This is a genomic window from Arcicella rosea (assembly GCF_040543805.1).
GTDB classification, from domain to species: domain Bacteria; phylum Bacteroidota; class Bacteroidia; order Cytophagales; family Spirosomataceae; genus Arcicella; species Arcicella rosea.
This window is the reverse complement of the sequence record NZ_JBEUMS010000018.1, coordinates 104,014-127,396: the sequence shown is the minus strand read 5'-3', so window position 1 is coordinate 127,396 and position 23,383 is coordinate 104,014. Positions and strand designations below refer to the sequence as shown.

The 23,383-nt window shown below is 34.5% G+C and carries 21 protein-coding genes; 8 read left to right on the top strand and 13 right to left on the bottom strand.

Annotated elements, in window-relative coordinates; all coding sequences use genetic code 11:
- The first annotated feature begins 59 nt into the window (after positions 1-59).
- Positions 60-1,259 carry a C40 family peptidase gene (locus tag ABID42_RS20635; RefSeq protein WP_367285276.1) on the top strand — a complete coding sequence of 400 codons (1,200 nt, stop codon included), beginning with the start codon at positions 60-62 and terminating at the stop codon, positions 1,257-1,259.
- Positions 1,260-1,372: 113 nt separating this feature from the next.
- On the opposite strand, the gene ABID42_RS20630 is transcribed toward ABID42_RS20635, so the two are convergent.
- The 6 genes from ABID42_RS20630 to ABID42_RS20605 form a co-directional block, all read right to left on the bottom strand.
- On the bottom strand, positions 1,373-2,143 hold the full coding sequence (locus ABID42_RS20630) for a hypothetical protein (protein WP_367285275.1): 771 nt from the start codon (positions 2,141-2,143) through the stop codon (positions 1,373-1,375).
- Between the two features lie 91 nt (positions 2,144-2,234).
- Positions 2,235-3,065 (bottom strand): prolipoprotein diacylglyceryl transferase, encoded by an 831-nt coding sequence (gene lgt, locus ABID42_RS20625; protein WP_367285274.1) that lies wholly within the window; start codon positions 3,063-3,065, stop codon positions 2,235-2,237.
- A 190-nt stretch (positions 3,066-3,255) separates the two neighbouring features.
- The gene (locus tag ABID42_RS20620) at positions 3,256-3,549 is read right to left on the bottom strand and encodes a rhodanese-like domain-containing protein (RefSeq protein WP_323688994.1); all 294 of its coding nucleotides are present in this window, start codon (positions 3,547-3,549) and stop codon (positions 3,256-3,258) included.
- Between the two features lie 62 nt (positions 3,550-3,611).
- Positions 3,612-3,908 carry a rhodanese-like domain-containing protein gene (locus tag ABID42_RS20615; protein WP_367285273.1) on the bottom strand — a complete coding sequence of 99 codons (297 nt, stop codon included), beginning with the start codon at positions 3,906-3,908 and terminating at the stop codon, positions 3,612-3,614.
- A gap of 28 nt (positions 3,909-3,936) precedes the next feature.
- Entirely contained in the window at positions 3,937-5,916 is a 1,980-nt protein-coding gene (locus ABID42_RS20610; RefSeq protein ID WP_367285272.1) for a T9SS type A sorting domain-containing protein, read from the bottom strand.
- A gap of 23 nt (positions 5,917-5,939) precedes the next feature.
- On the bottom strand, positions 5,940-6,710 hold the full coding sequence (locus ABID42_RS20605; RefSeq protein WP_323688991.1) for a PASTA domain-containing protein: 771 nt from the start codon (positions 6,708-6,710) through the stop codon (positions 5,940-5,942).
- Positions 6,711-7,129: 419 nt separating this feature from the next.
- Between ABID42_RS20605 and ABID42_RS20600 the strand changes: the two genes are divergently transcribed.
- Together ABID42_RS20600 and ABID42_RS20595 are read left to right on the top strand one after the other, a co-directional pair.
- Positions 7,130-8,503 carry a nicotinate phosphoribosyltransferase gene (locus ABID42_RS20600; protein ID WP_367285271.1) on the top strand — a complete coding sequence of 458 codons (1,374 nt, stop codon included), beginning with the start codon at positions 7,130-7,132 and terminating at the stop codon, positions 8,501-8,503.
- A 76-nt stretch (positions 8,504-8,579) separates the two neighbouring features.
- On the top strand, positions 8,580-9,119 hold the full coding sequence (locus ABID42_RS20595) for a hypothetical protein (RefSeq protein ID WP_367285270.1): 540 nt from the start codon (positions 8,580-8,582) through the stop codon (positions 9,117-9,119).
- Positions 9,120-9,188: 69 nt separating this feature from the next.
- Here the strand turns inward: ABID42_RS20595 and rbp are convergent, their stop codons facing one another.
- The 3 genes from rbp to ABID42_RS20580 form a co-directional block, all read right to left on the bottom strand.
- Positions 9,189-9,533, bottom strand: coding sequence for an RNA-binding regulator (rbp, locus tag ABID42_RS20590; protein WP_367285269.1), 345 nt, complete (start codon positions 9,531-9,533; stop codon positions 9,189-9,191).
- 71 nt (positions 9,534-9,604) lie between these two features.
- A complete protein-coding gene (locus tag ABID42_RS20585; protein WP_367285268.1) occupies positions 9,605-10,213 on the bottom strand; it encodes an IMPACT family protein in 609 nt (202 codons plus the stop codon).
- Between the two features lie 138 nt (positions 10,214-10,351).
- Positions 10,352-11,098 carry a DeoR/GlpR family DNA-binding transcription regulator gene (locus ABID42_RS20580; RefSeq protein ID WP_367285267.1) on the bottom strand — a complete coding sequence of 249 codons (747 nt, stop codon included), beginning with the start codon at positions 11,096-11,098 and terminating at the stop codon, positions 10,352-10,354.
- Positions 11,099-11,154: 56 nt separating this feature from the next.
- Here ABID42_RS20580 and nudK point away from each other — a divergent pair, with 56 nt between their 5' ends.
- The 4 genes from nudK to ABID42_RS20560 all read left to right on the top strand — a co-directional run bounded on the left by nudK (position 11,155) and on the right by ABID42_RS20560 (position 16,823).
- Positions 11,155-11,739 (top strand): GDP-mannose pyrophosphatase NudK, encoded by a 585-nt coding sequence (gene nudK, locus ABID42_RS20575; protein ID WP_367285266.1) that lies wholly within the window; start codon positions 11,155-11,157, stop codon positions 11,737-11,739.
- A 545-nt stretch (positions 11,740-12,284) separates the two neighbouring features.
- Positions 12,285-14,081, top strand: coding sequence for an ATP-dependent nuclease (locus ABID42_RS20570; RefSeq protein WP_367285265.1), 1,797 nt, complete (start codon positions 12,285-12,287; stop codon positions 14,079-14,081).
- A gap of 1,211 nt (positions 14,082-15,292) precedes the next feature.
- The gene (locus ABID42_RS20565; RefSeq protein WP_367285264.1) at positions 15,293-16,141 is read left to right on the top strand and encodes a DUF4261 domain-containing protein; all 849 of its coding nucleotides are present in this window, start codon (positions 15,293-15,295) and stop codon (positions 16,139-16,141) included.
- A 139-nt stretch (positions 16,142-16,280) separates the two neighbouring features.
- Positions 16,281-16,823 carry a dihydrofolate reductase family protein gene (locus tag ABID42_RS20560; RefSeq protein WP_367285263.1) on the top strand — a complete coding sequence of 181 codons (543 nt, stop codon included), beginning with the start codon at positions 16,281-16,283 and terminating at the stop codon, positions 16,821-16,823.
- Positions 16,824-16,860: 37 nt separating this feature from the next.
- Here the strand turns inward: ABID42_RS20560 and ABID42_RS20555 are convergent, their stop codons facing one another.
- Positions 16,861-18,519, bottom strand: coding sequence for a serine hydrolase domain-containing protein (locus tag ABID42_RS20555; protein WP_367285262.1), 1,659 nt, complete (start codon positions 18,517-18,519; stop codon positions 16,861-16,863).
- A 74-nt stretch (positions 18,520-18,593) separates the two neighbouring features.
- On the bottom strand, positions 18,594-19,403 hold the full coding sequence (locus tag ABID42_RS20550) for a helix-turn-helix domain-containing protein (protein WP_367285261.1): 810 nt from the start codon (positions 19,401-19,403) through the stop codon (positions 18,594-18,596).
- A gap of 203 nt (positions 19,404-19,606) precedes the next feature.
- On the opposite strand from ABID42_RS20550, the gene ABID42_RS20545 reads away from it, so the two are divergent.
- Positions 19,607-20,236: a class I SAM-dependent methyltransferase gene (locus ABID42_RS20545; protein ID WP_367285260.1), complete on the top strand. Its 630-nt coding sequence runs from the start codon at positions 19,607-19,609 to the stop codon at positions 20,234-20,236.
- Positions 20,237-20,386: 150 nt separating this feature from the next.
- On the opposite strand, the gene ABID42_RS20540 is transcribed toward ABID42_RS20545, so the two are convergent.
- Both ABID42_RS20540 and ABID42_RS20535 read right to left on the bottom strand, forming a co-directional pair.
- Entirely contained in the window at positions 20,387-21,721 is a 1,335-nt protein-coding gene (locus ABID42_RS20540) for a Gfo/Idh/MocA family protein (protein WP_367285259.1), read from the bottom strand.
- 119 nt (positions 21,722-21,840) lie between these two features.
- Positions 21,841-23,199: a 3-keto-disaccharide hydrolase gene (locus tag ABID42_RS20535; RefSeq protein ID WP_367285258.1), complete on the bottom strand. Its 1,359-nt coding sequence runs from the start codon at positions 23,197-23,199 to the stop codon at positions 21,841-21,843.
- Between the last annotated feature and the right edge of the window lie 184 nt (positions 23,200-23,383).

Here is a 23,383-nt window from a genome sequence, read left to right as displayed (position 1 = left end):
CATGCTATACATAGAAGCATTTAATTCCCTAACAGACAACAACTTTCATCATCAACATTATGAAAAAACATTTCCTTATTTTATTCCTCTCTAGTTTTGTAGCTTTTGCAAAGCCAATCAAAAATACTTTGCCAAAACGGAGTATTGTTGATTCTTCTGTCACTCAAATCATTGATAGTTTTACCCAAAGATTTGCTCCAGATAAACGCACAGCTATTTTTCAGATTGATGCTTTTAGAAAAGAAAATCAATTGGTTTTAACAGGAAAAACGAATCTAATTGAAGCTAAAAATGCTTTAATAAATCGACTGAAAATTGGTAATACAATTGTTGTAGATGAAATCAAAACCCTCCCTGAAGCAGAATTAGAAGATAAAATCTACGGTTTGGTTGAAGTCTCCGTTTGTAATATTCGTTATTCGCCTCGCCATAGCGGAGAGCTGGCTTCACAGGCTTTGATGGGGACACCTGTAAAGATTTTAGAAAGAGAAGATAATGGTTGGTTATTAATTCAAACGCCAGATAATTATATCGCTTGGGTGGACAGAGGTGCTATTACCACCATCAAAAAAGAACAATTAAAACAATGGCAAAACTCGCCTAAACTTATTTATACTCGTTCTTATGGTTCGGCTTATTCTGAAGCGAATATTAATTCAGAAACTATTTCTGATTTGGTAGCAGGTTGTATTATTGAATTGAAAGCTGAAAAAGACGGTTTTTACGAAGTACTTTTCCCTGATAACAGAAAAGGCTTTATCGCTAAAAACGAAGCTAATCTTTATAATAAATGGCTCTCAGGAATTAATGCTACAGAAGAAAATCTTGATAAAACTTCAAAACGTTTAATGGGCGTTCCATACTTATGGGGCGGTACTTCTTTCAAAGGTGTAGATTGTAGCGGTTTTACCAAAACCGTTTATTTCTTGAACGGCATTATGCTTCCTCGTGATGCTTCACAGCAAGTAATGGTTGGCGAGACTGTTGATAAAACAGGCAATTGGTCAAATTTAAAAACTGGCGATTTATTATTCTTCGGAGAAAAACGTGAAGATGGCTCTGAAAGAGTAGTCCACGTAGCGATGTGGTTGGGAAATGGAGAATTTATTCACGCTTCGGATAAAGTAAGTATCAATAGTATGAATTCTTCTGCTCCGAATTATGATGCCTACAATTTCAAAAGATATTTACGAGCAAAACGTATTTTAAAAACAGGTATGGAAGGAATTGGTAAGTTGAAAGCAGATAAGGTTTATTAGTAAATTATGAATTATGAGATATTAATTATCAAATGTAGCTTGATTGACTATTAAGTTCTCTCTTTCCATTCTGATTTTTAAAATCTCATAATTCATAACTCAAAATTAGACTATTAAGCTCCAAAAACTCCTTTTATTTTGCCCCAAAGTCCTTTTGATGCTTCTTTGGCTTCTTCTATTTTTTCTGTGGCAACTTCTTTTAAGTCTTCAATTCCTGCACTTACTTCTTCTTTTAAATCATTGAACTCCTCAGTAGCTTCGGCTTTCAATTCTTCGGCTTTGGCAGCAATATCTATGTTTTTCAATTCCGTAATTTTTTCATTGACGGCTTCTTTTACATCTTCTAATTTTTCAGTCGCTTCTGCTTTAAGCTCTGTGATTTTCTCTGTTGCTATTGCCTTAGCTTCTTCAAACTTTTCAGTAGCTTCAGCTTTTACTTCCTCGAATTTTGCTGTTGCTTTCGCTTTCAACTCTTCTGCTTTACCTGCAAAATCAACATTTTTTAATTCCGTGATTTTTTCTTCGAATGCTTCTTTTACTTCATCGAGTTTCTCAGTTGCATCGGCTTTTAGTTCAGAGGCTTCTTCTTCTGTCGCTATTTTTACTTCTTCAAGTTTTTCAGCTGCCTCAACTTTCAATTCCTCGGTTTCGGCGGCAATATCAATATTTTTTAATTCAGAGATTTTTTCAGTAACCGCTGTTTCTGCTTCTTCAAGTTTTTCAGCTGCTTCTGCCTTTAACTCCTTAGCTTCAGCAACCACATCAGTACCCGTAATTTCACTGATTTTATCCGTTGTAGCTTCGGCTAAATCCTCAAGTTTATCCGCAAGAGGTACTTTCTTATCTTCTAATTGTTCGTCGGTTTGAGTTTCTTTATTTTCCATTATTTATGTTGTTAAAGTGACATTACACAAATATGAATAATTTTAACAAAACTCCCTAATAATCAACACAATAAGTTATCATTAAATAAACTTACTTTAGTTCTTTTCGAGGATTACGAAAAGCATATACTAAAATCCCGATTGCAAAAAGAATAACAGGTACACTTAGCCATTGTCCCATGTTGAAAGTCATATCATTTTCAAAAGATACTTGATTTTCTTTAAGGAATTCATAGAAAAAGCGGAGAATAAATACGTATAATAAAAATACGGCTGTCATAAATCCATTGGTTGTATTTTGCTTTTTTCTTGACCAAAACCACATCAAGATGACAAAAAGCACCAAACAAGAAAGACATTCGTACAATTGTGATGGGTGACGAGGCACTACTTCAAAATAATCATGACCGAGTGATGGGTCATTAAAAAAGTTAAATGCCCAAGGCACATCTGTTTGTTTTCCTACAATTTCAGAATTCATCAAGTTTCCAAAACGAATAAACGCTCCGCCCAAAGCTGCTGTTGGTACTACTCTATCAGTTACATACAAATAAGGAACATTTCTCTTTTTTGAGTACAAATAAAAGGCAATTAACATCCCAATTACCGCTCCATGCGATGCTAATCCTGCATAAGGAGGTTTAATCATGGATATAAAAAACTTAACTGGGTCGCTTAATAATAACGGATATTCATAAAAAAAGTAATGCCCCATTCTAGCACCTACAACGGTGGCAATCATGGCATAAAGTAATAATTCGTCAGCTTCTTCAAGCGAACGACTTTCTTTTTTAAATATATAGCTAAGTACTTGATAACCCGCTAAAAAAGCCATTGCAAACATTAATCCGTACCAACGAATTGGAAAACCGAAAACTTCAAAAATTTCTGGAGAAGTATGCCAATCAATATATGTTAACATTAGGGTATGTAAGAGTTATGAATTGTGAGTGATGAATTGTGAGCGTTAAGGTTTTGATATACAGACATTTAATCTACACTGCAAATTCGTTGATTTCTTTGTCAAAAATATTTTTCAAAAATACTGTTTTTCTATCGAAAGATTTTCTTTTACTTTATTAAAATGCCATGAAAATCATTCTAAATTTTCTTTACAAATTTAAATAGGCTTCTAAACCTCCTTCTAAATTTCTTAAATACTGAAAGCCTTTTTTGGCTAAAATTTTTCTGGCTATTTCGCTTTGCAAACCAGAATAACAAACAATGATAATTTCTTCTTGTTGCAAATGTGCTATTTTTTCAACGGAAAGCAAGAGTTCATCTAAAGGAATTTGCATGCCTCCAATATCAAAATCTTCAATTTCATAAGGCGTTCGGATGTCTAAAATACGAAGTGTTGCCAAACGCTCTTTAAACTCTGTAGGAGTAATACTGGATGAATTCATGTTAAATAAAAGTGGTCTGCCTTCCGACAGACCATCCAAAATTATTTTGAAGCGAAACCCAATTAGTCTAATTCATTATAAGCTAAAATACCGCCTAATACATTACGTACATTGGCATATCCTTGAGCTGTTAAAAATGCTTTCGCTTTGCCTGAACGTGCTCCTGAACGACAGTGAACAATTACTTCTTCCTCTTTCCAAGCTTCAATTTCATCCAAACGGTCTGGTAATTCACCCAACGGAATCAACTTTGCACCAAGATTTTGTTCATCAAATTCATATTCTTCTCTTACATCAAGAAAATTGAATTTTTCACCTTTGTCAATTCTTTCTTTAAGTTCTTCTACAGTAATATCCATTGTGTTGGTATTTTATTGATTGTTAATATTAATGACTAATCCATATTTTTCTGACAAATGTATTACGTTCATTTGAAAGTCGCAAAAGATACATTCCTGAATTTAGATGCTGTAAATTAATCGACTGACTGTCAACATTTTCTTTCAAAATACTTCTACCGTAAACATCTAATACTTCTACATTTTTCAAAGAACTATCGTTCCAATGAATTATATCTGGGCTTGGATTTGGCGAAACTATCAAGTTTTTATCTTGAATTTCAGTCTCACTTTCCAACACAACATCCAAAGGCTTCCCTCCCATCACTGGGCGAATCATCATACTTCCTCTGATTGCTTTATAAATACTTGTATCAGCATTGGCTACGTTCGTCCACGAATTACTGATATTGAAAAAATGCTTATTAGTGAATTGAGGCGAATTTTTATCCAAACCAACAATGATTGGTTCATCATCCGTCAATTGTAAATAACCAACATAAAAAGTATCTGTAACAGCAACTGGGTCGATTGCGTATTCGATAAAACCATTCTGAACATCTGAATACTGAACTTTTGTATAAAGTCCTCTCAAGATTTGCCCCGGTTTTCCTTTATCATTTCCAATTACTTGTAAGGTAATGGCATTACCAACAATACTTGTTAATGAAGGTTGAAGATTAATACGAATTGCTTTGACAACATCGGCTTTATTATTGACAAATTGTACGGCTACTCTGCCAAAACCTTTTTTTAGATAAGCGCCCGTTTCAGCAGTTCCGTCGTCGTAAGCATAAAAATTATCTAAAGCTACTGTTGTTGAAATCGTATCGTTTTGCGCAAGAATACTGTTTTTGAAAGAAATATTACTAGCATCTTGTGTTCCCAACAGGAATTTAAAATTTAAGTAAGCTTTGTCGCCAGTAATTTTACTTGCAAAATTATTTTTGAATTTAAACACTTTTGAAGCACCAACCGACAAAGCATCTCGCCCTACTCTTTGGTCTTTTTGCAAAGTATCGTTTCCAGCTGAAAGATTGGTATTTCTGACAGAATAATAAATATTTACGTCGTTATTATTACTGTACAAATTGTTCACTTTCACGCCCGTAGAATCATTAATTTCTGCAGATGGCGAAGGTTTTCCAGCCAAAAACTGAACCAATGGCATCGAGCGATAACGCTTCAAGACTGGTTCAATATTATCGCTACAAGCAATGTCTTTCAAATAAGAAACTCTTTCAAATTTATTCGTTTGGTTATTCAGAACACTTCCTAAAATATAACCATTCACAGAATTATCACTCTTTTTTGCCAAACAAACATAATCTAAATGCCAAACATCAAACTGCCCAGATTTTCTACCGAAGCTCTGAAAACGAAATTGAAAATTTCCATGAAAGTATAAACTAGCACGAATTGGCAAAATTACTTGACTAAAATTAACGGGAAGATTTACGCCTTTCTGAACCCAAACGGTATTCCAAATATTGCCATTAGTTAAAAATTGTAATTGAAGCGAATCTGATAAATCTGGCTGTTCACCCAAACCTTTTCCTTGCCAAAAAAAACTAAAATATAACGAATCGGCAGGAGTATGAACGGATAAATTGATGGGAAGTGACGTTAAAGTATCCGTTGCTCCTTGCGTCAATTGATTGGTAAAATCATAAGGGAAACCATTGGCTTGTAGTCCATCAAAAGTTGCTACATTCACTGTTGGTTGATTAAGGGCTAAAGTATTATTCACAAAAACGCCTCCATTTGTTTGCCAAAGTGAAGCTATGGCTTGTCCATTTTTTGCCGTTGAAAAATCGTCAAAAAAAGGAAGTGTCAAAGCATTTATTCTACTATTTGCTTGACTTTTTTGTAAGGATATTGCTTGATTTCGCTGAATAGGAACTGTTAAAAACTGCGCATTCGAAACCTGATGAATAAGTAGGAAGAGTAGAAAAATAAAGAAGTGTTGCGTGAAACCACACAACACTATATTTTTTGATTTGATTAAATTAGAGGATATTTTTTTCATGAAATCGTTTAAAAGTAAAAATATCAATTCGGTGGATTACCCGCAACCCAAAGGTCTATCATATCTCCAGAACGAACTTTATTTCCGTTTTCGCATTCAGGATTTTGTTTGATAATTGTTCCTGCTGGTTCGGTAGAAGTTGGGTCATAAATAACTGTACCAATTTGTAAGCTAGAACCTTTGATAACGATTTGCGCTTCATCATACAATTGCCCAACGACACAAGGTACATCTATTTCAACAGAATCTGTTCCATTACCAACAACCAAAGTAACTTTAGAGCCTTTTGCAATTAACGCTCCTGCTTCGATTTTCGTACCTCCAAACTTCACTTCTAATACTTCATTTTGTCGGCTATCGTTTTGATACTCCAAATCTGGTTTCAATAAACCCGAAACCAATAATTGTTGTTCAGCGCTTCTTACAGACATTTCCGTAAGTTTAGGCAACTTAATCATTGGAGCCGTTTCGGTATTGATGGTCAAATAAATTTTTCTTCCTTGTTTTACTTTAGAATTTTCTAAAGGATATTGCGAAAGTACCGTAAGTGGTTTTAAGCCAGCCGTGAAAGTGCTATCTGTTACTTCAAAATCAAGATTTCTTTCGTCCAAAAGGTCTTCAGCTTCCTCCATTGTTAATCCTTTTAAATTAGGAACAGTGATAGCATCGCCATGATTGGTACTCCAAGGCAAATACACGAAGAAAAAACCAAAAAATAACACCATTAACAAAAGTGTAATGATGGCAGCATGGAGATAAACGTCTTTTTTTGAATTGGTGGAAATTTTCATCATTAATTTTTTAGGGAAATATTAACGTCTATCTGTTAGTATTGTTTAGTTTATAATATGTTTAAACAATTATTTGGTTTGGTGATAAATAATAAAAACCTATTCTCATTAGCTTACTTTTCTTGTCTTGATACAAGAAAAGTAACAAAAGAAAATCAAGAAATTCCGAAACTCGCTCCGCTCAAACAGCAGAATTTCGGAAAGGTTTACACACGAAAATCGTAATGCACTGACTTTTAGACATTTTTATCATTTAAACATACTCTTCATTAGATAATAAATATACTTTTTTCAAAGATTAAAGATATTTACCAACGGACAAAGCATATTTATGTTGCAATTTACAAGATATTCATTTGGGAAGAATAGATTTCGTAATATTTTAACATATTGCATCATATTTAAGGATTCAAGATTTTACGATGGAAAACAATATTATTTTACTAACCGATAGTTACAAAGTAAGTCATTACAAACAATATCCCGAAGGCACAACGCAAATTTACAGCTACTTCGAAAGCCGTGGAGGGAAATTTGAGGAAATTACTTTCTTTGGATTACAATATTTATTGAAGGAATTTTTAGTCGGACAAGTAATCACGCAAAGAAAAATTGACCAAGCTGCCAAATTGTATGAAGCTCATTTTGGTAATGCTACTTTATTCAACAAAGCAGGTTGGGAATATATTCTGAACAATCATGCTGGGAAATTACCAATCCGTATCAAAGCTGTTCCGGAAGGAAAAGTAATTCCAACCCACAATGTAATGATGACGGTAGAAAATACCGACCCAAATTGCTTTTGGCTGACAAACTTTCTAGAAACATTATTATTACAATTGTGGTACCCAAGTACTGTCGCAACCATTAGTAGAGAAGTAAAAAAACTTATCGCTTCATACCTTGAAGAAACTGGCGACCCAAGTACAATTGATTTCAAACTACATGATTTTGGTTTCAGAGGCGTAAGTAGTGTGGATAGTGCAAGTATTGGCGGAGCCGCTCATTTAATCAATTTTATGGGAACGGATACCGTAGCTGCATTGACTTTTATCCAGAATTATTACGGAAATGAAGATGATATGTTTGGTTTTAGCATTCCTGCGGCAGAACATAGTACCATCACCAGTTGGGGAAAAGAGCATGAAGTAGATGCTTACGAAAATATGTTGGCACAATATCCAGAAGGTTTGGTAGCGGTAGTAAGTGATAGTTATGATATTTATAATGCTTGCGAAAAACTGTGGGGAGGATTATTAAAAGAACAAATTTTAGCCAGAAAAGGCACTTTAGTGGTTCGACCAGATAGTGGAGAACCCAAAAATGTAGTTCTGAAAGTTGCTGAAATTTTAGGCGAAAAGATTGGTTTTAGCATTAACCAAAAAGGTTATAAAGTATTGCACCCAAATATCAGAATCATTCAAGGCGATGGCGTGAATTATGAAAGCATCGGAGAAATTTTAGCCCATTTAAAAAATCATGGCTGGAGTGCAGACAATGTAGCTTTTGGCATGGGTGGTGCTTTGTTACAGAAAGTAAACCGTGATACACAAAAATTTGCTTTTAAATGCAGTTCGGCAACCATTAATGGAAAAGAACAAGAAGTTTTTAAAGACCCCATCACCGATCACGGTAAATTAAGCAAAAAAGGGAGAATGAAATTAGTCTTTGAAAACAATACTTATCAAACCAAAAGTCTTGATGAAAGTGGAGAAGATATTTTGGAAACAGTATTTGAAAATGGAGAGATATTGAAAGAGATTGGTTTCAACCAAATCAAACTGTACAGTAAATAATTATTCTTTTCTCTTTTTTAATCCATAAATTCAGAATCTACAATTAGCAAATCCAAAATAAACATACACAACAATCATGAAAAAAAACTTAATTACCCTTTTCGCTTTATTGTTTTTTGCATTTTCTACTTTAGCTCAATCTGACACACTTTCTAGAGTTTCCGCACTTCAAAAAGCAGAGTACTCATTTAGAGGCGGAAAAGTCTATTTCATCCCTGTAATTGGTATTCAAAAAGATTTTGTTCCTTACAGTTTAGGAATGGAAATTGGTTTAAGCAAGTATCTTGGTTTAGGATTAGGAATTGGTCGTTCACGAGTAGCGTATTATTATAATTATTCGTACACAAAAACACTTAGTCATTATGAAACAGTAGCCAATACTGCCATTAGTCTAAACTTCCATTTTTCACAGATTTTTCAATCTAAAATGATTGATATTGTTCCAGGAATAGGTTGGGTTCACAGTTTTGCTTCGCCAGAAGAATTTAATATTTTAGCAGGTTCTGTTGAATTTAGATTATATCCTGGTCCACACGTAGGCATTGTTGCAGGGCCTTCATTTGGAATCAGTTCAGCCACTGATTTAGGTTGGGGCATCGGTTTGATTTTCAAGTAAACAAGCATAAATCATCACCGACTATTAAAATCAAAAAGCGGTCGAAAATCTAATTTCGACCGCTTCAAACTAATCTCTCCTACCCTTATTATTCCCTCTAAAAGGTTTCCACTCTTTATTTTCGGGCTTAGTGTAAGGCTTTTTCTTTTTGTTTTTATCTAAACTTCCAGCATTATTTGGAATAGATTCATTCACTATAATTTTTCTTTCGTCAATTTCTGCACCATTCAATGACTCAATCGCTAATTTAGCTTCTGCATCATTAGGCATTTGTACAAAAGCAAAACCTTTGTTCTGACGAGTAATTTTATCAATCACAATTTTGGCAGAAGTTACTTCACCATATACTTCAAAAATCTCTTTCAGTCTTGCATCCTTCCACTTGAAAGGAATACTTCCTACATAAATATCCATTGTTTGTTATTTTATTTCAATACAAAGGTAAAACATTCTATTGCTTTTTGGGCTGAATCCCGATAAAGCTTTTATACTGTTCGTAAATATTCTACCAAAATCCCCTCTATTTTCTCTAATTTCCCTAAAATCTGATTCGCCAGCGATTTACGAAAATCTATTTCAATAGTACATTGATTATCAAATTGTTGATTCTTGATTTTTAAATCAAAATCCTTTACCACTTTCATTACATCATTCATTTGAATGTATTCAAACTGTACTTGATAGACTTCATTTATGGTTTTTTCAATGACCTCAGCCTCCACCAAAGCTTCTTCTGTGGCGGATTTATAAGCATTGATTAAACCGGGAACGCCTAACAAAGTACCTCCCCAATAACGCACTACCACCACCAAAATATTGGTAATATCCTTCGACAAAAGTACATTCAATATCGGGCGACCAGCCGAACCAGAAGGTTCACCATCGTCGTTTACTCTGAAATTTGTTCTATCCAAACCCAACCGAAAAGCATAACAAAAATGCACCGCCTTGAAATGTTCTTTCCGAAGCGGTTCTATCAAAGCCTTTACTTCCGATTCTTGTTCTATTGGATAAGCAAAGGCAAAAAATTTACTACCCTTATCTTTAAAAAGCCCTTCCGAAGGTGTTTTTATTGTTTTATATGTATCCTCCAATTAATTTGAAAATTTGGTGATTTGAAGATTTGAAAATGATTCTACTCTAATTTGAAAATTTGAGGATTTGAAAATTTAAAAATTAAACCTCATCTTCAAATTTTCAAATTTCCAAATCTTCAAATCAAAACCTGATTTTCAAATCAAAATACTTATTCCTTTATCCTGATAAACTTTAACATCTTCAATACTAGCATTCGTAATCAAAACATCTACCAACGTAATCGGAGCAAAAGTCAAGTACTTGTCTTTCCCCAGTTTTGAGGCATCGCAAAGGAAATAGTTTCTTGCCGAAGCCTTTGCCATTGCCAAAGTAATACTGGCTTCGTCTTCGCCAAAAGCACTTAATCCATTTTCAGGCGAAATGCCATCCACACCCAAAAAAGCCTTATCCACTTTATAGCGAGCAATATGTTCCTCCGCAATTCTGCCGTGTACTGCTTGGCGTTCTTGGTCAATTTCGCCACCAATGAGGTTAATAGACACTTGGCTGTTCATCAATTCATAGACAACAGGCAAAGAATTGGTAATTACTTTTATCCGCTTGTTTTTGATAAACTGGCACATCCTAAATACCGTACTGCCACAGTCCATCAAAATAATATCGCCCTCTTGTATTTGCTGTGCCGCCAACTGACAAATCTTATCTTTCTCTTTGGCATTCACCGCCGTTTTGTTGGCAAAAGTAAAAGGCATTTGTGCCAAAGACAATTTCATCGCTCCGCCATGCGTGCGAAACAACAAGCCATCAGTAGCCATTTGTTGCAAATCTCTGCGGATGGTAATCTCTGAAATATCTAAAGCTTGGGCAAAATCTTTTACTTCGGCTTCTCCCTTTTCTTCTAAAATTTTTAGAATTATCTGCTTTCTATTTTGAAAACTCATAAAAACATGATTAATTTGTTCAAAAATAATCAATAATTATCAAATATAATCATAAAATGACGCCAAGCATCAAAATTAACAAAACCGAAGTACTTTCTAACAATTGGTACACTTTGCGAAAAATCACTTTCGACATCCAACAAAAAGATGGTTCTTGGATTACACAATCTCGTGAAGCCTACGACCGTGGCAATGGTGCGGTGATTTTATTGTATAATGTTGCCAACAAAACCGTGATATTGACCGAGCAATTTAGAATGCCGACCTATCATAATGGAAATCCGACAGGCATGCTGATTGAGGCTTGTGCAGGTTTACTCGACCAAGACAATGCCGAAGATTGCATCAAAAGAGAAACCGAAGAAGAAACTGGCTTTAGAATTACCGAAGTAAAGAAAATTTATGAAGCGTATATGTCGCCCGGTTCGGTGACTGAGATATTATATTTCTTTGTAGCCGAGTACGACAAAAGCCAACAAGTAAGCGAAGGCGGCGGAGTAGAAGGCGAACACGAAAACATTGAAGTATTAGAATTACCCTTTGCAAAAGCCCTCGACATGATAGAAACAGGCGAGATAAGAGACGCTAAAACCATCATGCTTTTGCAGTATGTTCAGTTGAAAGGCTTATTAAATGATTAGAAAAGAGGCTCTTATACAGCTTCTTTTCTTTTTTTTGGGAAGGAATATTTCTCGGACGGGAAACGAAATCCCTAAATCTGGAGGCAAAATCTCACAGTCGGGAAACGAAATCCCTAAATCAGGAAGCAAGATTTCTTAGTTGGGTTAGAAGTTTTCTTTTCCAAGTAGCAATATTTCTTTCCCAAGTAAGCATTTCCCTTTTCTGAGTAGTAATATTTCTTTTCCAAGTAAGCATTTATCTTTTATGAGTAGCAAGATTTCTTAGGCGGGTTGGAAATTTTCTTTTCCAAGTAAGCATTTCTCTTTTCTAAGTAGCAATATTTCTTTTCTATCAAATAAGTATCCTCAAATGTTTTGCATTATACCAAGAAAACTTACCGTATAATAAGTTTTATGGAATTCGTGGAGGGAGTGTTTTTGATTGGTTTTTGGAATTGGTAGATTGGGGTTTAAAATTAGTAATAATACAAAAAGTACTACAAAACTTTCGCATATAAGCGAGTTGACCGCAATAAATCACGACACATCACAACCATTATGCAAATATGGCAAAAGCAAAAAAAGTTGAAGCGGAAGCTACATTAGTTTCAGACAATCCTGAAATCCAAAAACCAAGACTTACAAAACTTATTATTAGGAACTATCGTTGCATTGGCTCGACACCAGTTGAAATAGACCTTAATGACATTGTTGTTTTGGTTGGAGCAAATAATGTTGGTAAGAGTTCAATATTGAAAGCATACGAATTAGCAATGTCGCAAGGTTCGAGCAAAGCCGATTTAAAACTTGAAGACTTTCCAAACAATGAAATAGATAACGACAATTTACCTGAAATTGAATTGCATACAATAGTTTATGATAATAGCCCAGGTGAAAAATGGATACAAACTTTACCAAATGGCGAAATGCTTGTAAAAGAAAGATGGATTTGGAATGGAGAAGGGAAACCCAAACGAGAAGGTTGGGATGCTGAAGCAGGCTCGTGGAGTGTAAATGTTCCATGGGGTGCACCTAATGTTGCAAACTCAAGAAGACCAGAGCCACATAGAGTTGACGCTTTTGCATCACCCGAAGACCAAGCCAAAGCAATTAGAGATTTATTAATGCAAGCTCTTACTGAAAGAGTAAAAAACTTAAAAACTGAAGGTCCTGTTGAAGGACAAGAAGAAAATGATTATAGAAAGCTTTTAAATAAAGTTAAAGAACTTCAAAAGAAAATTGTTTTAGAAGCACAGGAACAAATTGATGCCGTTAATTTAGAATTAACTCAATCGATTGAAAAAGTATTTCCAAATTACAAAATTGCATTTGACGCAAAACCCGAAGATGATTTAGACAAAACGATAAATCTATTTAAAACTGATGGGCAATTATTAATGGGTCCAGCAGACGGTTTTCTAAGTACTGTTGATAGACAAGGTAGTGGAGCAAGAAGAACATTACTATGGACAGCAATTAAGTTCATTTCGGAAAACAGCCAAAAAAATAAAGTAACTTCAACAGTTAGACCACATTTGTTATTAATTGACGAGCCTGAAATTTGTTTGCATCCAAATGCAATTCGTGAAGCTTGTAAAGTATTATACGAATTGCCAAATACTTCAAATTGGCAAGTGATGGTTACAACCCATTCCCCAATTTTTATTGACTTTTCACGAGATAATACAACAATTATAAAAGTCGAAAAAATTGCAAATGGAGAAATAAAAGGTACAACAGTATTCAGACCTGATAAGGTCATGCTTGACCCTGATGACAAAAGCAATTTAAAACTTCTAAATATTTGTGACCCTTACGTAGCAGAGTTTTTCTTTGGAGGCAAAGTAATTGTTGTTGAAGGTGACACAGAATACACAGCTTTCAATTACATAAAAAAGAAAAAGCCAGAAGTGTATAAAGACATACATATTATACGAGCAAGAGGAAAAGCTACCATTGTTTCTTTAATAAAAGTTTTAAATCATTTTGGCTCTAACTATGCTATTCTTCACGACAGCGACATTCCAAGAATAACAACCAAAAAGGGCAAGGAAATGGCTAATCCTGCGTGGGGCAATAATCCGAATATATTATCTACAATCAATTTAAAGCCAGCAGGGACAGAAACACGACTTTTAGCATCATTGCCAAATTTTGAAGAAGCATACTTCGGGGAAATCGCAGATGAGGAAAAACCATATAACGCATTAAATACATTAGAAACAAACGAAGAAAAATTCAATATTGTTGAAACACTATTAAAAGCACTCATTGACTATGCTTCACCATTACCAGCAAATTGCGCAGAGTGGACAACAATAGAAGACTTGCAAGACAAATTAACAGCAGCTTTAGGAGCATAAAATTTTACCACTCGCTGTTCAAAGTTTAATAACTTAGAACAATAAATAAAATGCAGTCCCCACTGGTGCAAGTGTCAAGCGAAGCGTCACTTGTACCTAAAATTACCTCAGTTTGTAAAGAGGATAAAAGGGAAATACTATTTTATTTGTATCGAAAATATTTTGTTTCAGTTTTAAACTGAAATTATTATGGGTACAAGTGACGCTTCGCTTAACACTTGCACCAGTAACAGCTCTGGCTCAAAATCTTGAAAGGATTCAATGTTTATAGAAATGGTAAAGTGGAGAATACGACTCCTTCGGAGTCAAACAATTGTTGCTAAAACTTCTTCTCTATCTATAAACATTCAAATCCTTCGGATTTTTTATTTACTTGCCCGCACTGGTGCAAGTGTCAAACGAAGCGTCACTTGTACCTAAAATCAATAATAAAATACAGTCTCAGGCTGCACAACACAGTAATAACCTAAATACAAAAAAGCTCTGGCTCAAAATCCTGAAAGGATTCAATGTTTATAGGAAATAATAAAGTGGAAAATACGACTCCTTCGGAGTCAAACAATTGTTGCTAAAACTTCTTCTCTATCTATAAACATTCAAATCCTTCGGATTTTTTATTTACTTGCACCTACAATACGACTTCTATCAGTTAAAATAAACAATTTGATAAATGAAATTCTTTTTACAGACAAGCCATAAAACTATCGTTTTTCTTCTATTTTTCACTGTATGGACTGACATGATTTTACCCAAACAATATAATAACAGTAAGTTTGCTTTTTGGATTTGGGCGATGTTTCTTTTTAGTTGGTTTTATTTTGCATTTCGACATCTATCTACTGTTTCAGACAGAAATATTAAAATCAAACTATCATATAATTTAGCATTGATATGGTTAGTGATTGCCATAAGTTTACGTAGTGCATTTGGGTTTAACCTAATTCTTTTGGGTTATTTTAATTTGATATGTTACATTTATTTAGCTCTTATACTAACAATTTATTTGTCAACATTGGAACAAAATAAAAAAGTGAATATTAAATCAATTATTACCTTTTTTATGATTCTCATTCTACCATTGGGTGCATGGTGGATTCATAAAAGAATTCAGAAAGTTGTTATACATCATAATGGTGTTGTGGATAACTAGCATCTTCGCTGTTCCAATTTTACAGAACAATTTAAACAATTATAAACTTCTATTTTTACTTATGGGACTATTTGACATTTTCAAAAAAAAATCACAAGACTCACCACAACAACAATCGGAAATTATTCCTAATCAACCTGAACTTCAATTTGTAAGCCTTTTCTTCGAGCATAAACCAACGATTGACAAAAAACAAATTTTGAAAGAACTGAAATCAAGATTCAAAGTAGTAAATTCAGCAGAAGAGGATTCATCGTTTACATTTTTCTTTCCAGAGTATATGATAGAAATGGGTGATGCTTCTATTCCTGCACAAGGAGCAATTATCCAAATTGACCAAAAACCTAATTTGGAGAGATTTGAAAAAGCATTTCAACAATCTTGGCATTGGGACAATTCTAAAATTGCTATGGAATCGTGCAATTTTGAAATAAATTTGACCGATTTAATGTCAAGGACATTGCCACATCAAGCACGACTTGAATATTTCCAAAAATTCATTTGTGCAGTTGTACGTGCGACGAATCCAACGGTAATTTATTTTCGCAACAGTGACAAATTACTTGAACCAACGGACTTTTTAGAAGCCTGTGACTCAGAACAAAGTTCATTTCTTCACGGTATAATGAATATTAGATTGTTCAATGTTTCAAATGATGAAACACTTATGGATACTGTTGGACTTCACGCTTTTGGAATTCCTGACTTTGAGTGTAGATTTAAAGGTTACAATCCTGGCGAAGTAGCAGGAGCTTTACAAAATCTTGCTTATTATGTCTTTGAAACTGGTGACAATATTCAAAGTAACTCGACAGTTCAAGGCCTTGGAAAAAATCCAATTTGGAAAACAAGATATGCCTACTCAAAAGTTGAACCTTCAAGATTAATAGTTGAGGTTATTCCGAACTGAAAGATATAGTTTAGGTTCCCTCGCTGTTCCAAATCTGGAGACTTGGAACAGCAAGCAAAAGCTATCAACTATTAAAACACTTGTAAGCGTTCTAACTTATAGGTATTTTTGCAAAGAACGTAATTAACTTTCTAAATCAATGCAAACACAAAACGCTGTATATATCGCTCAAAGTCTTGATGGTTATATTGCCGACAAAAATGGTGGCATCGCTTGGTTAGATTCAATCCCTAATCCTGATGGTGATGATATGGGTTATTATGCTTTTCTAAATCGCATGGATGCCCTTGTGATGGGTCGCATTACTTTTGAAACTGTCTGTGGTTTTGATTGCGAATGGCCTTACCAAAAGCCTGTTTTTGTATTGAGTAATACGCTCAACGAAATTCCTGAAAGTCATCAAGGCAAAGCTTTTCTTGTGAAAGGAACATTGCCTGAAATTCTTTCACAAATACACCAAAAGGGTTACAATCGCTTATACATAGATGGCGGAAAAACCATTCAACAATTCTTGAAAGAAGATTTGATAGATGAAATGATAATTACGACTTTTCCTCTTTTACTTGGCGGGGGTTTTGCTCTCTTTGGAGAATTAACTCAACCCTTAGCTTTTGAAGTACAATCTTCTCAAATCTTTTTAGGCAATTTGGTACAAACACATTTTGTCAGGAAAAAGCTTTAATATTTCCCCATTGGTGAGTTATCCAACAAAATAATTACTACAACACCGCTGGCAAAAGATATTCCTTCACTATTTTATCTACTTGTGGATGTGCATAAGGTTTATTATAAGCCTTGCCCGTTATGATGATTACTAAGGGTAAATCTTTAAAGATTAAAAATTGATTACCGCCATTCCCCGCACAGTAAAATGCCTCATAGTTTTTGCCTTTAATATTATAGGTTTTGTTCCAAAACAAATAGCCATAATACTGATTATCCCTTTCAGAAATCTGTATTTGTTTGGTCAATGTTTTGGCAACCCAATCAGTCGGAATAATTTGTTTGCCCTTCCATTTGCCCTTGTTTTTATATAGCTGTGCATATTTTGCATAGTCTATCGCTCTCATCTGGAGGCTTCCTGCCGTGTTAACCACCTTTTGTGGAGTATATTGCCACTGATATTTTGTGATATTTAAGGGCTTAAATAGTTTTTTATCGGTGTACTTTTCTAAATTTTCTGGTACGGACTTATTCAAAATATCGCCCATCAATACTACGCCTGCGGTAAAATAATCCCACTGAGCACCATTCTTTTTGTGATTGTCCATCGGTAAATCTAAAGTAAATTTTACCCAATTATCGGTTGGATACATATTCTCTTCATTCCCTTGTGATTCGCTATTGGCATCTGAACCTTCAAAGGCGGAACTCATGGTAAGTAAATTTTTTAAGGTAACCTTATCTTTGCTTTCATCATAATTAGCATACTTTTTCAAATCATAAAAACTCTTCAAAGGTTGGTCTTCGTTTTTGATATAACCATCTTTGATGGCAATCCCCATCACGGTAGAAGTAAATGATTTTCCTGCCGACCGTGGGTCATGAAGAGTATTTCTATTGGCATCGTTAAAATATTCCTCCAACAATAATTGATTGTCTTTGATAACCACAATGCTCGTAATATCCTTTAGCTCATATTTAGCAATAGCCGTATTCAATGCTTCTATTTTCTTAGTATTGTATTTAGCCTTTGATACTTCCCAACCACTATTTGGAGCGATGGTTTGTATGGCTATTTGTTCTTTGGTAATTACAGGAGCTTTTATCAGTAATTCTACCTCTCCTTGTGCAATCATCTCTCCTACTCTTAGATCATTATCAACCAGTTTTACATAAGGTTTAAGTTCTATTTTTAGTTGATGTTTACCTTCTGTTAGGGCTTTTTCCCCTCCATTTACTTTAAATCTATCCCATAAATACATTGCCCACCAGTCTTCACCAGTTGTACTTGTTAGCGGAACTCTAAAGGTTGTTGCAGTATTTTTATTCACACTAGCTCCAAAATTGCAGCCATGATGGATATTTTCTTGGTATATAAGACTTCCGTCAATAAAGAATGAAAATTGTAGATTTCCACTTTTTACGAGTTCTTCAAGTGGTAGTTCTGGTGCTAATTGATGAAGATAATTAGTAACCGAATTCCCCATAAACACCCTAATATTTAGGCTGGATTTTCTAGATAATTCAAAAGTGCTGAGAAAATCCTCCTTCTTGTAAACATTCAGAGGAATGTTGCTAGCCATAAAAGTAATTCTACCTATGTTGGCTTGGTGGAGTGGATTGGTAATGATTTCGGGCGTAATAATATCTTTTATTTGCCCAACAGTTTTCAGCGACATTAATACACTGAAAAGTATGATTAAAATCTGTTTCATAATAATGAGTTATTTCAGATGCGAAGTTATGCTGAACTGTTTACCTAAAATAGAACAGAATTAACGTTGAAGCATTAATGAAAAAGTATTTTTCGATAGTTAGAAGGACTCATGCCATTTATCTGTTTAAAACAGCGTATAAAATGACTCTGGTCGGCAAAACCACATTCAAAAGCGATGTCTGTCAGAAGTTTCCTTTTGTCTGAAAGTAGCGAGAGCGATTTCTCAACTTTTAACTTTCGGATATATTCCCCAAAACTACAATTAAAGTATTTAGAGAAATCTCTGGAAAGATGTACAGGATGAATACTTAGGGTTTCGGATAGAAAACCCAATGTCAGATTATCAGTAAACTGGTCGTTCAGAATCTCATTGATTTTAGCTACCCAAGAAGGATTCTTATCCCCCACAGATTTATCACCTTCTGCCATTTGCGACAGCATATTAAGCAATACTCCTTGGATGGATAAAGATGAAGTTTGGTCTTGTATCTTGGTTTCTGTAAAAACCTTATACATCAAAAGTTTGAGGGCAGGGTTTAAAAGGTTTATGTTGCCCTGTATATCATCAGCCTTTAAGAACAAATCATCAAACCAAGGCTTTTCTATTTCTACATGAAAACCTCTGGTAAAGCCGTCGGGTTTAATATTATAATGAGCATCTTGCCAATGATGAAACAATAAAGTACCAGCAGGACAATGATAAACCTCTTTTTTGTTGCCCTCGATTACTAAACCTTCAAGGATAAAAGTAAAATAAGCGTGTTCATGATAGTGCCAATCGACCTTTGGTTGTGTATAAACGGTATCCGTCAAAGTAAGACCATTCAGATGAATAGTTTGATTAGTCTGCCCGTAAAATTCTCCTTTCTTTAAATGATTCATCTTAAATAGATTAGATAGCATTACTTGAACTGTAATTCGGAAAGCAATTTACCAGAAAGTTAAAGAAATAGATTTTATTTGGGATGAACAAGCTGATAGATGGGATGAGGAAAGTGGCTGGCTTCTTACTGGTCTGATACAATATAGGAATGATGTAAAATAATCAATAATTTTGATTGAACAGAAACAAAACCACGCAAAATATGGACGCATCTTGGACAGACAGATGGAATGATAGATACAGTAAAAATGAGTTTGCTTATGGCGAGCAACCTAATAATTATTTAAAAGAACAATTAGAAAAACTAAGCGTAGGTTCTATCCTTTTTCCAGCAGAAGGCGAAGGAAGAAATGCAGTTTTTGCGGCAAAAATGGGTTGGAATGTTTCAGCATTTGATATTAGTATTGAAGGAAAAAACAAAGCCTTGCGATTGGCAGAAGCGAATCAAGTAAGTATTGATTATCAGGTTGGGGAATTGCAAACTTTGAATTTTCAAGCAGCACAATTTGATGTCATTGCCTTGATTTATGCACATTTTCCTGCCAAAATTAAATCATCAATTCATCAAACATTGGATAAGTATTTGCGCAAAGGTGGAATTATTATTTTTGAAGCCTTTAGTAAAAATCATCTTGATTATATCGCTAAAAATGAAAAAGTCGGTGGACCGAAAGAATTAGCGATGCTATTCTCTATTGAAGAAATACAAGCTGATTTTAAGAACTATGAAATCATTGAATTAGTAGAAACGGTAATTGAATTAAACGAAGGAGTATTTCATAATGGACAAGGTTCTGTGATTAGATTTGTGGGAAGGAAAATTAAAATTTAATCTTTAATTTTCATTAGGGTGCGACTTAAGTCGCATCTGAATAAAAGAGTTGATTGTCTCTTTAAGCAATTTACTCAAGAAGTAAAAACTAAAAAGCCTACCAGAAACAATGCTCTGGTAGGCTTTTATATTCAACAATGATATTAACAACTAGTATTTGAATACTTTTCCTCCTGCTAATACTTCTTGTGTTTTCTCATCGAAAGTAACTTTCAAGCCTGTTCTGTAAGCAGCGTTCGACATGATTGTTGCAATTGAATGCGAGTAACCAGCTTCAATTGGTGCATGGCTTTGCTTACGTGAACGTACACATTCCATCCAGTTTTTAATGTGACTGAACGTCAATGGATCTCCACCAGTGTTTGCATCTGAAGCTACTTTTTGTCCTTCAAGCTTCATTGGCGCTAACAAATTAGCTTTCAAGCCCATTGTTTTGGCATGACCTTCTGTTAAACCTCCTGTTGAAGAAATTTCGTTAGTATCTAAGTTAATCATACCACCATTTGAGTAATACAATTCTTTTGTTTCACCTGCTGAGTTTGAGAAACGAGAAGTAAATTGTACTTGGAAGCCTGATTTAGGATCATCTAATGGACCGTAATCAAATACAACTGTTAAAGTATCTGCATTTGAACGACCATCTTTCCACTGATAAATTCCTCCATTAGCTACTACGCTTCTTGGGTGTGGCAAACCAGTAAACCAGTGAACTGTATCAATTTGGTGAGACATCCATTGTCCCGGAATTCCTGAAGAATATGGCCAGAATAAACGATATTCTAAGTATTTACGTGGATCGAATGCTTCGTAAGGACGATTCATCAAATAACGTTTCCAATCTACATCGGTTTCTTTTAAGTTTTTCACCAATTCAGGTCTTCTCCAACGTTCTGGTTGGTTTACGTTCCACATCAATTCTACCATTACAATAGGACCAAATTTACCAGATTTGATAAAATCTTCAGCAGCAAAGTAATTTTCACCACTTCTACGTTGCGAACCAATTTGAACAATTTGCTTTGAATTTTTAACCGCTTTCAATACTGCACGAGCATCTTCCATTGTTTCTGCCAATGGTTTCTCAGTATAAGTATCACAACCAGCTTTTACGGCTTCAATAGTATGCAAAGCATGTTGGAAATCTGCTGTTGAAATAAACACAGCATCTACCATTTTAGAATCGTAAAGCTCTTCGTTATTTCTAAATACTTTTACATCACTTCCCAATTGCTTATCTAAAAATGCTTTTCCTTCTTCTCTACGACGATTCCATAAATCAGAAAGAGCTGTCATTTCAAAGTTCATTTCTTTTTGTAAAGCCTTGAATGGACCCACATGAGAAGCTCTGTGACGGTCAGAAAAACCTACACAACCTACTCTTACACGGTCGTTTGCACCGATAATTTTAGCGTAAGATTTAGCACTAAATGTCAATGCTCCTAATGAAGCAAAGGTTGTTTTTTGGATAAATTCTCTTCTTTCCATAGTTTATTTGTAAATGAATTTAATTTTAAGTGATGGGTGATTAGTAAATAGTGATTGGTGATTTGTTTAATGTTTTACAAGAATTAAAAATCTAATTACCAATCACTAATCACAAAAAATCACAACGTTTTAATCTTGATATTTTTAAACGAAACATTATTACCGTGGTCTTGGATTAAGATATTTCCTTTTTCGCCCGCACCGAAACCATTGTATTTTTCATATTTACTTCTTGCTACTAAAGCTTTGAAAATGTTACTGTTACGTTCATATTCAACTACTTTAAAGCCATTCAACCAGTGTTGAACGATGTTGTTTGGATACACAATTACTCTTGCTTGATTCCATTCGCCAATTTTGCGTTGGAAACGTTTGTCTAATTTATACGAAGGAATTAAATCATATAAACTGCTCATGGTACGGTTACCGATAGAACCCATTTTTGCATCTGGATGACGTTCATCATCTAATACTTGATACTCTAAACCAATCCCAGATTTTCCATTCGAATCAAAGGCTTCATTCACAAAGTATTTAACGCCAGAGTTTGCACCTTCTGTCAATTTAAACTCAAAAGTTAATTCAAATGCCCCGTACTGTTCGGTACTTACAATATCGTTTCCTGTTTCAGAACCATCAGATGGACTTACATTAATTGTTCCATCCACTACTTTCCAGTGAATTGTTGGCATTGCATCTTGGTGAACGCCTCTCCAACCTGTAAAATCTTTACCGTTGAATAATAATTTTACGCCTTGTGCTTTTTCTTGTGCAGATAAAGTATTCAAGGTTAAATTGATGACAGGCGTATTGTCTGTCGGACGAGGAGTTAGATTTTCTGTTTGGATTTTAATATTTCTCCAACGAATTTCCATGCCTTCTGTCATATTAGCATAGATAGAGTGTACTTGCAAAGCAATAAATCCTTTGGCAGTCACATCATCTACTAAATTTGAAACAGGCACATCGTTTACCCAAGTACGAATTACATTTCCAATCGCTTCGATACGATACTTATTCCATTGTCCATGTAATTTGAAAGCCTTTTTTGCTTCTGGATTAATGTTTGGAATATACAACCAATCACGGCGAGCTTCGTCATAAATACCACCAGACCAAGCACGTTCTGAAGGATCTACTTCTGCTTGATAACCATGTACTCTACCATTTTGATAATCTGGACTTGAAAGACTTCTGAATTGAATACCTGAGTTCATGCCATCAGCTACATTTAGCTCAAGTTCCAAAATAAAATCACCGTAATCTTTTTCAGTAGCTAAAAATGAATTAGGAGTATCCTTTACAGTAGTTCCTACAATTTCACCATTTCTTACGCTATACTTAGCTTTTCCGCCTAATTGTTTGAATCCTTTTAGGGTTTTTCCATCAAATAAATTTGTCCATTTTTCTTTCTGAGCGAAAGTTGAAAAAGATAAAATACTGATAATAAAGAAAATACTTAAAAACTTTTGTTTCATCGTTTTATTATAAAATTAGATTTATTGACAAAAGAATCTAAGATAATTTTTATACTGGATTTTATAAAAGAATCTTGGGGGGTCTGTAGGGGTTGAACCTTTTTGCAGATGTTGTATCAGAATAAAAATAAAAAGCGTAATGAATTTTAACATCCAATACGCCTTTCAAATTTAAGAATGCTGT

What these genes read in the sequence shown, in the direction of transcription:
- ABID42_RS20595 (WP_367285270.1), top strand. Translation starts at nt 8,580, where the DNA reads ATGAAAAAAAACTTAATTACCCTTTTCGCTTTATTGTTTTTTGCATTT.
- ABID42_RS20540 (WP_367285259.1), bottom strand. Translation starts at nt 21,721, where the DNA reads ATGGAAAGAAGAGAATTTATCCAAAAAACAACCTTTGCTTCATTAGGA.
- ABID42_RS20570 (WP_367285265.1), top strand. Translation starts at nt 12,285, where the DNA reads ATGGCAAAAGCAAAAAAAGTTGAAGCGGAAGCTACATTAGTTTCAGAC.
- ABID42_RS20630 (WP_367285275.1), bottom strand. Translation starts at nt 2,143, where the DNA reads ATGGAAAATAAAGAAACTCAAACCGACGAACAATTAGAAGATAAGAAA.
- ABID42_RS20545 (WP_367285260.1), top strand. Translation starts at nt 19,607, where the DNA reads ATGGACGCATCTTGGACAGACAGATGGAATGATAGATACAGTAAAAAT.
- ABID42_RS20610 (WP_367285272.1), bottom strand. Translation starts at nt 5,916, where the DNA reads ATGAAAAAAATATCCTCTAATTTAATCAAATCAAAAAATATAGTGTTG.
- ABID42_RS20580 (WP_367285267.1), bottom strand. Translation starts at nt 11,098, where the DNA reads ATGAGTTTTCAAAATAGAAAGCAGATAATTCTAAAAATTTTAGAAGAA.
- nudK (WP_367285266.1), top strand. Translation starts at nt 11,155, where the DNA reads ATGACGCCAAGCATCAAAATTAACAAAACCGAAGTACTTTCTAACAAT.
- ABID42_RS20535 (WP_367285258.1), bottom strand. Translation starts at nt 23,199, where the DNA reads ATGAAACAAAAGTTTTTAAGTATTTTCTTTATTATCAGTATTTTATCT.
- ABID42_RS20600 (WP_367285271.1), top strand. Translation starts at nt 7,130, where the DNA reads ATGGAAAACAATATTATTTTACTAACCGATAGTTACAAAGTAAGTCAT.
- ABID42_RS20635 (WP_367285276.1), top strand. Translation starts at nt 60, where the DNA reads ATGAAAAAACATTTCCTTATTTTATTCCTCTCTAGTTTTGTAGCTTTT.
- ABID42_RS20550 (WP_367285261.1), bottom strand. Translation starts at nt 19,403, where the DNA reads ATGAATCATTTAAAGAAAGGAGAATTTTACGGGCAGACTAATCAAACT.
- ABID42_RS20560 (WP_367285263.1), top strand. Translation starts at nt 16,281, where the DNA reads ATGCAAACACAAAACGCTGTATATATCGCTCAAAGTCTTGATGGTTAT.
- ABID42_RS20555 (WP_367285262.1), bottom strand. Translation starts at nt 18,519, where the DNA reads ATGAAACAGATTTTAATCATACTTTTCAGTGTATTAATGTCGCTGAAA.
- rbp (WP_367285269.1), bottom strand. Translation starts at nt 9,533, where the DNA reads ATGGATATTTATGTAGGAAGTATTCCTTTCAAGTGGAAGGATGCAAGA.
- ABID42_RS20605 (WP_323688991.1), bottom strand. Translation starts at nt 6,710, where the DNA reads ATGATGAAAATTTCCACCAATTCAAAAAAAGACGTTTATCTCCATGCT.
- ABID42_RS20565 (WP_367285264.1), top strand. Translation starts at nt 15,293, where the DNA reads ATGGGACTATTTGACATTTTCAAAAAAAAATCACAAGACTCACCACAA.
- ABID42_RS20615 (WP_367285273.1), bottom strand. Translation starts at nt 3,908, where the DNA reads ATGGATATTACTGTAGAAGAACTTAAAGAAAGAATTGACAAAGGTGAA.
- lgt (WP_367285274.1), bottom strand. Translation starts at nt 3,065, where the DNA reads ATGTTAACATATATTGATTGGCATACTTCTCCAGAAATTTTTGAAGTT.
- ABID42_RS20620 (WP_323688994.1), bottom strand. Translation starts at nt 3,549, where the DNA reads ATGAATTCATCCAGTATTACTCCTACAGAGTTTAAAGAGCGTTTGGCA.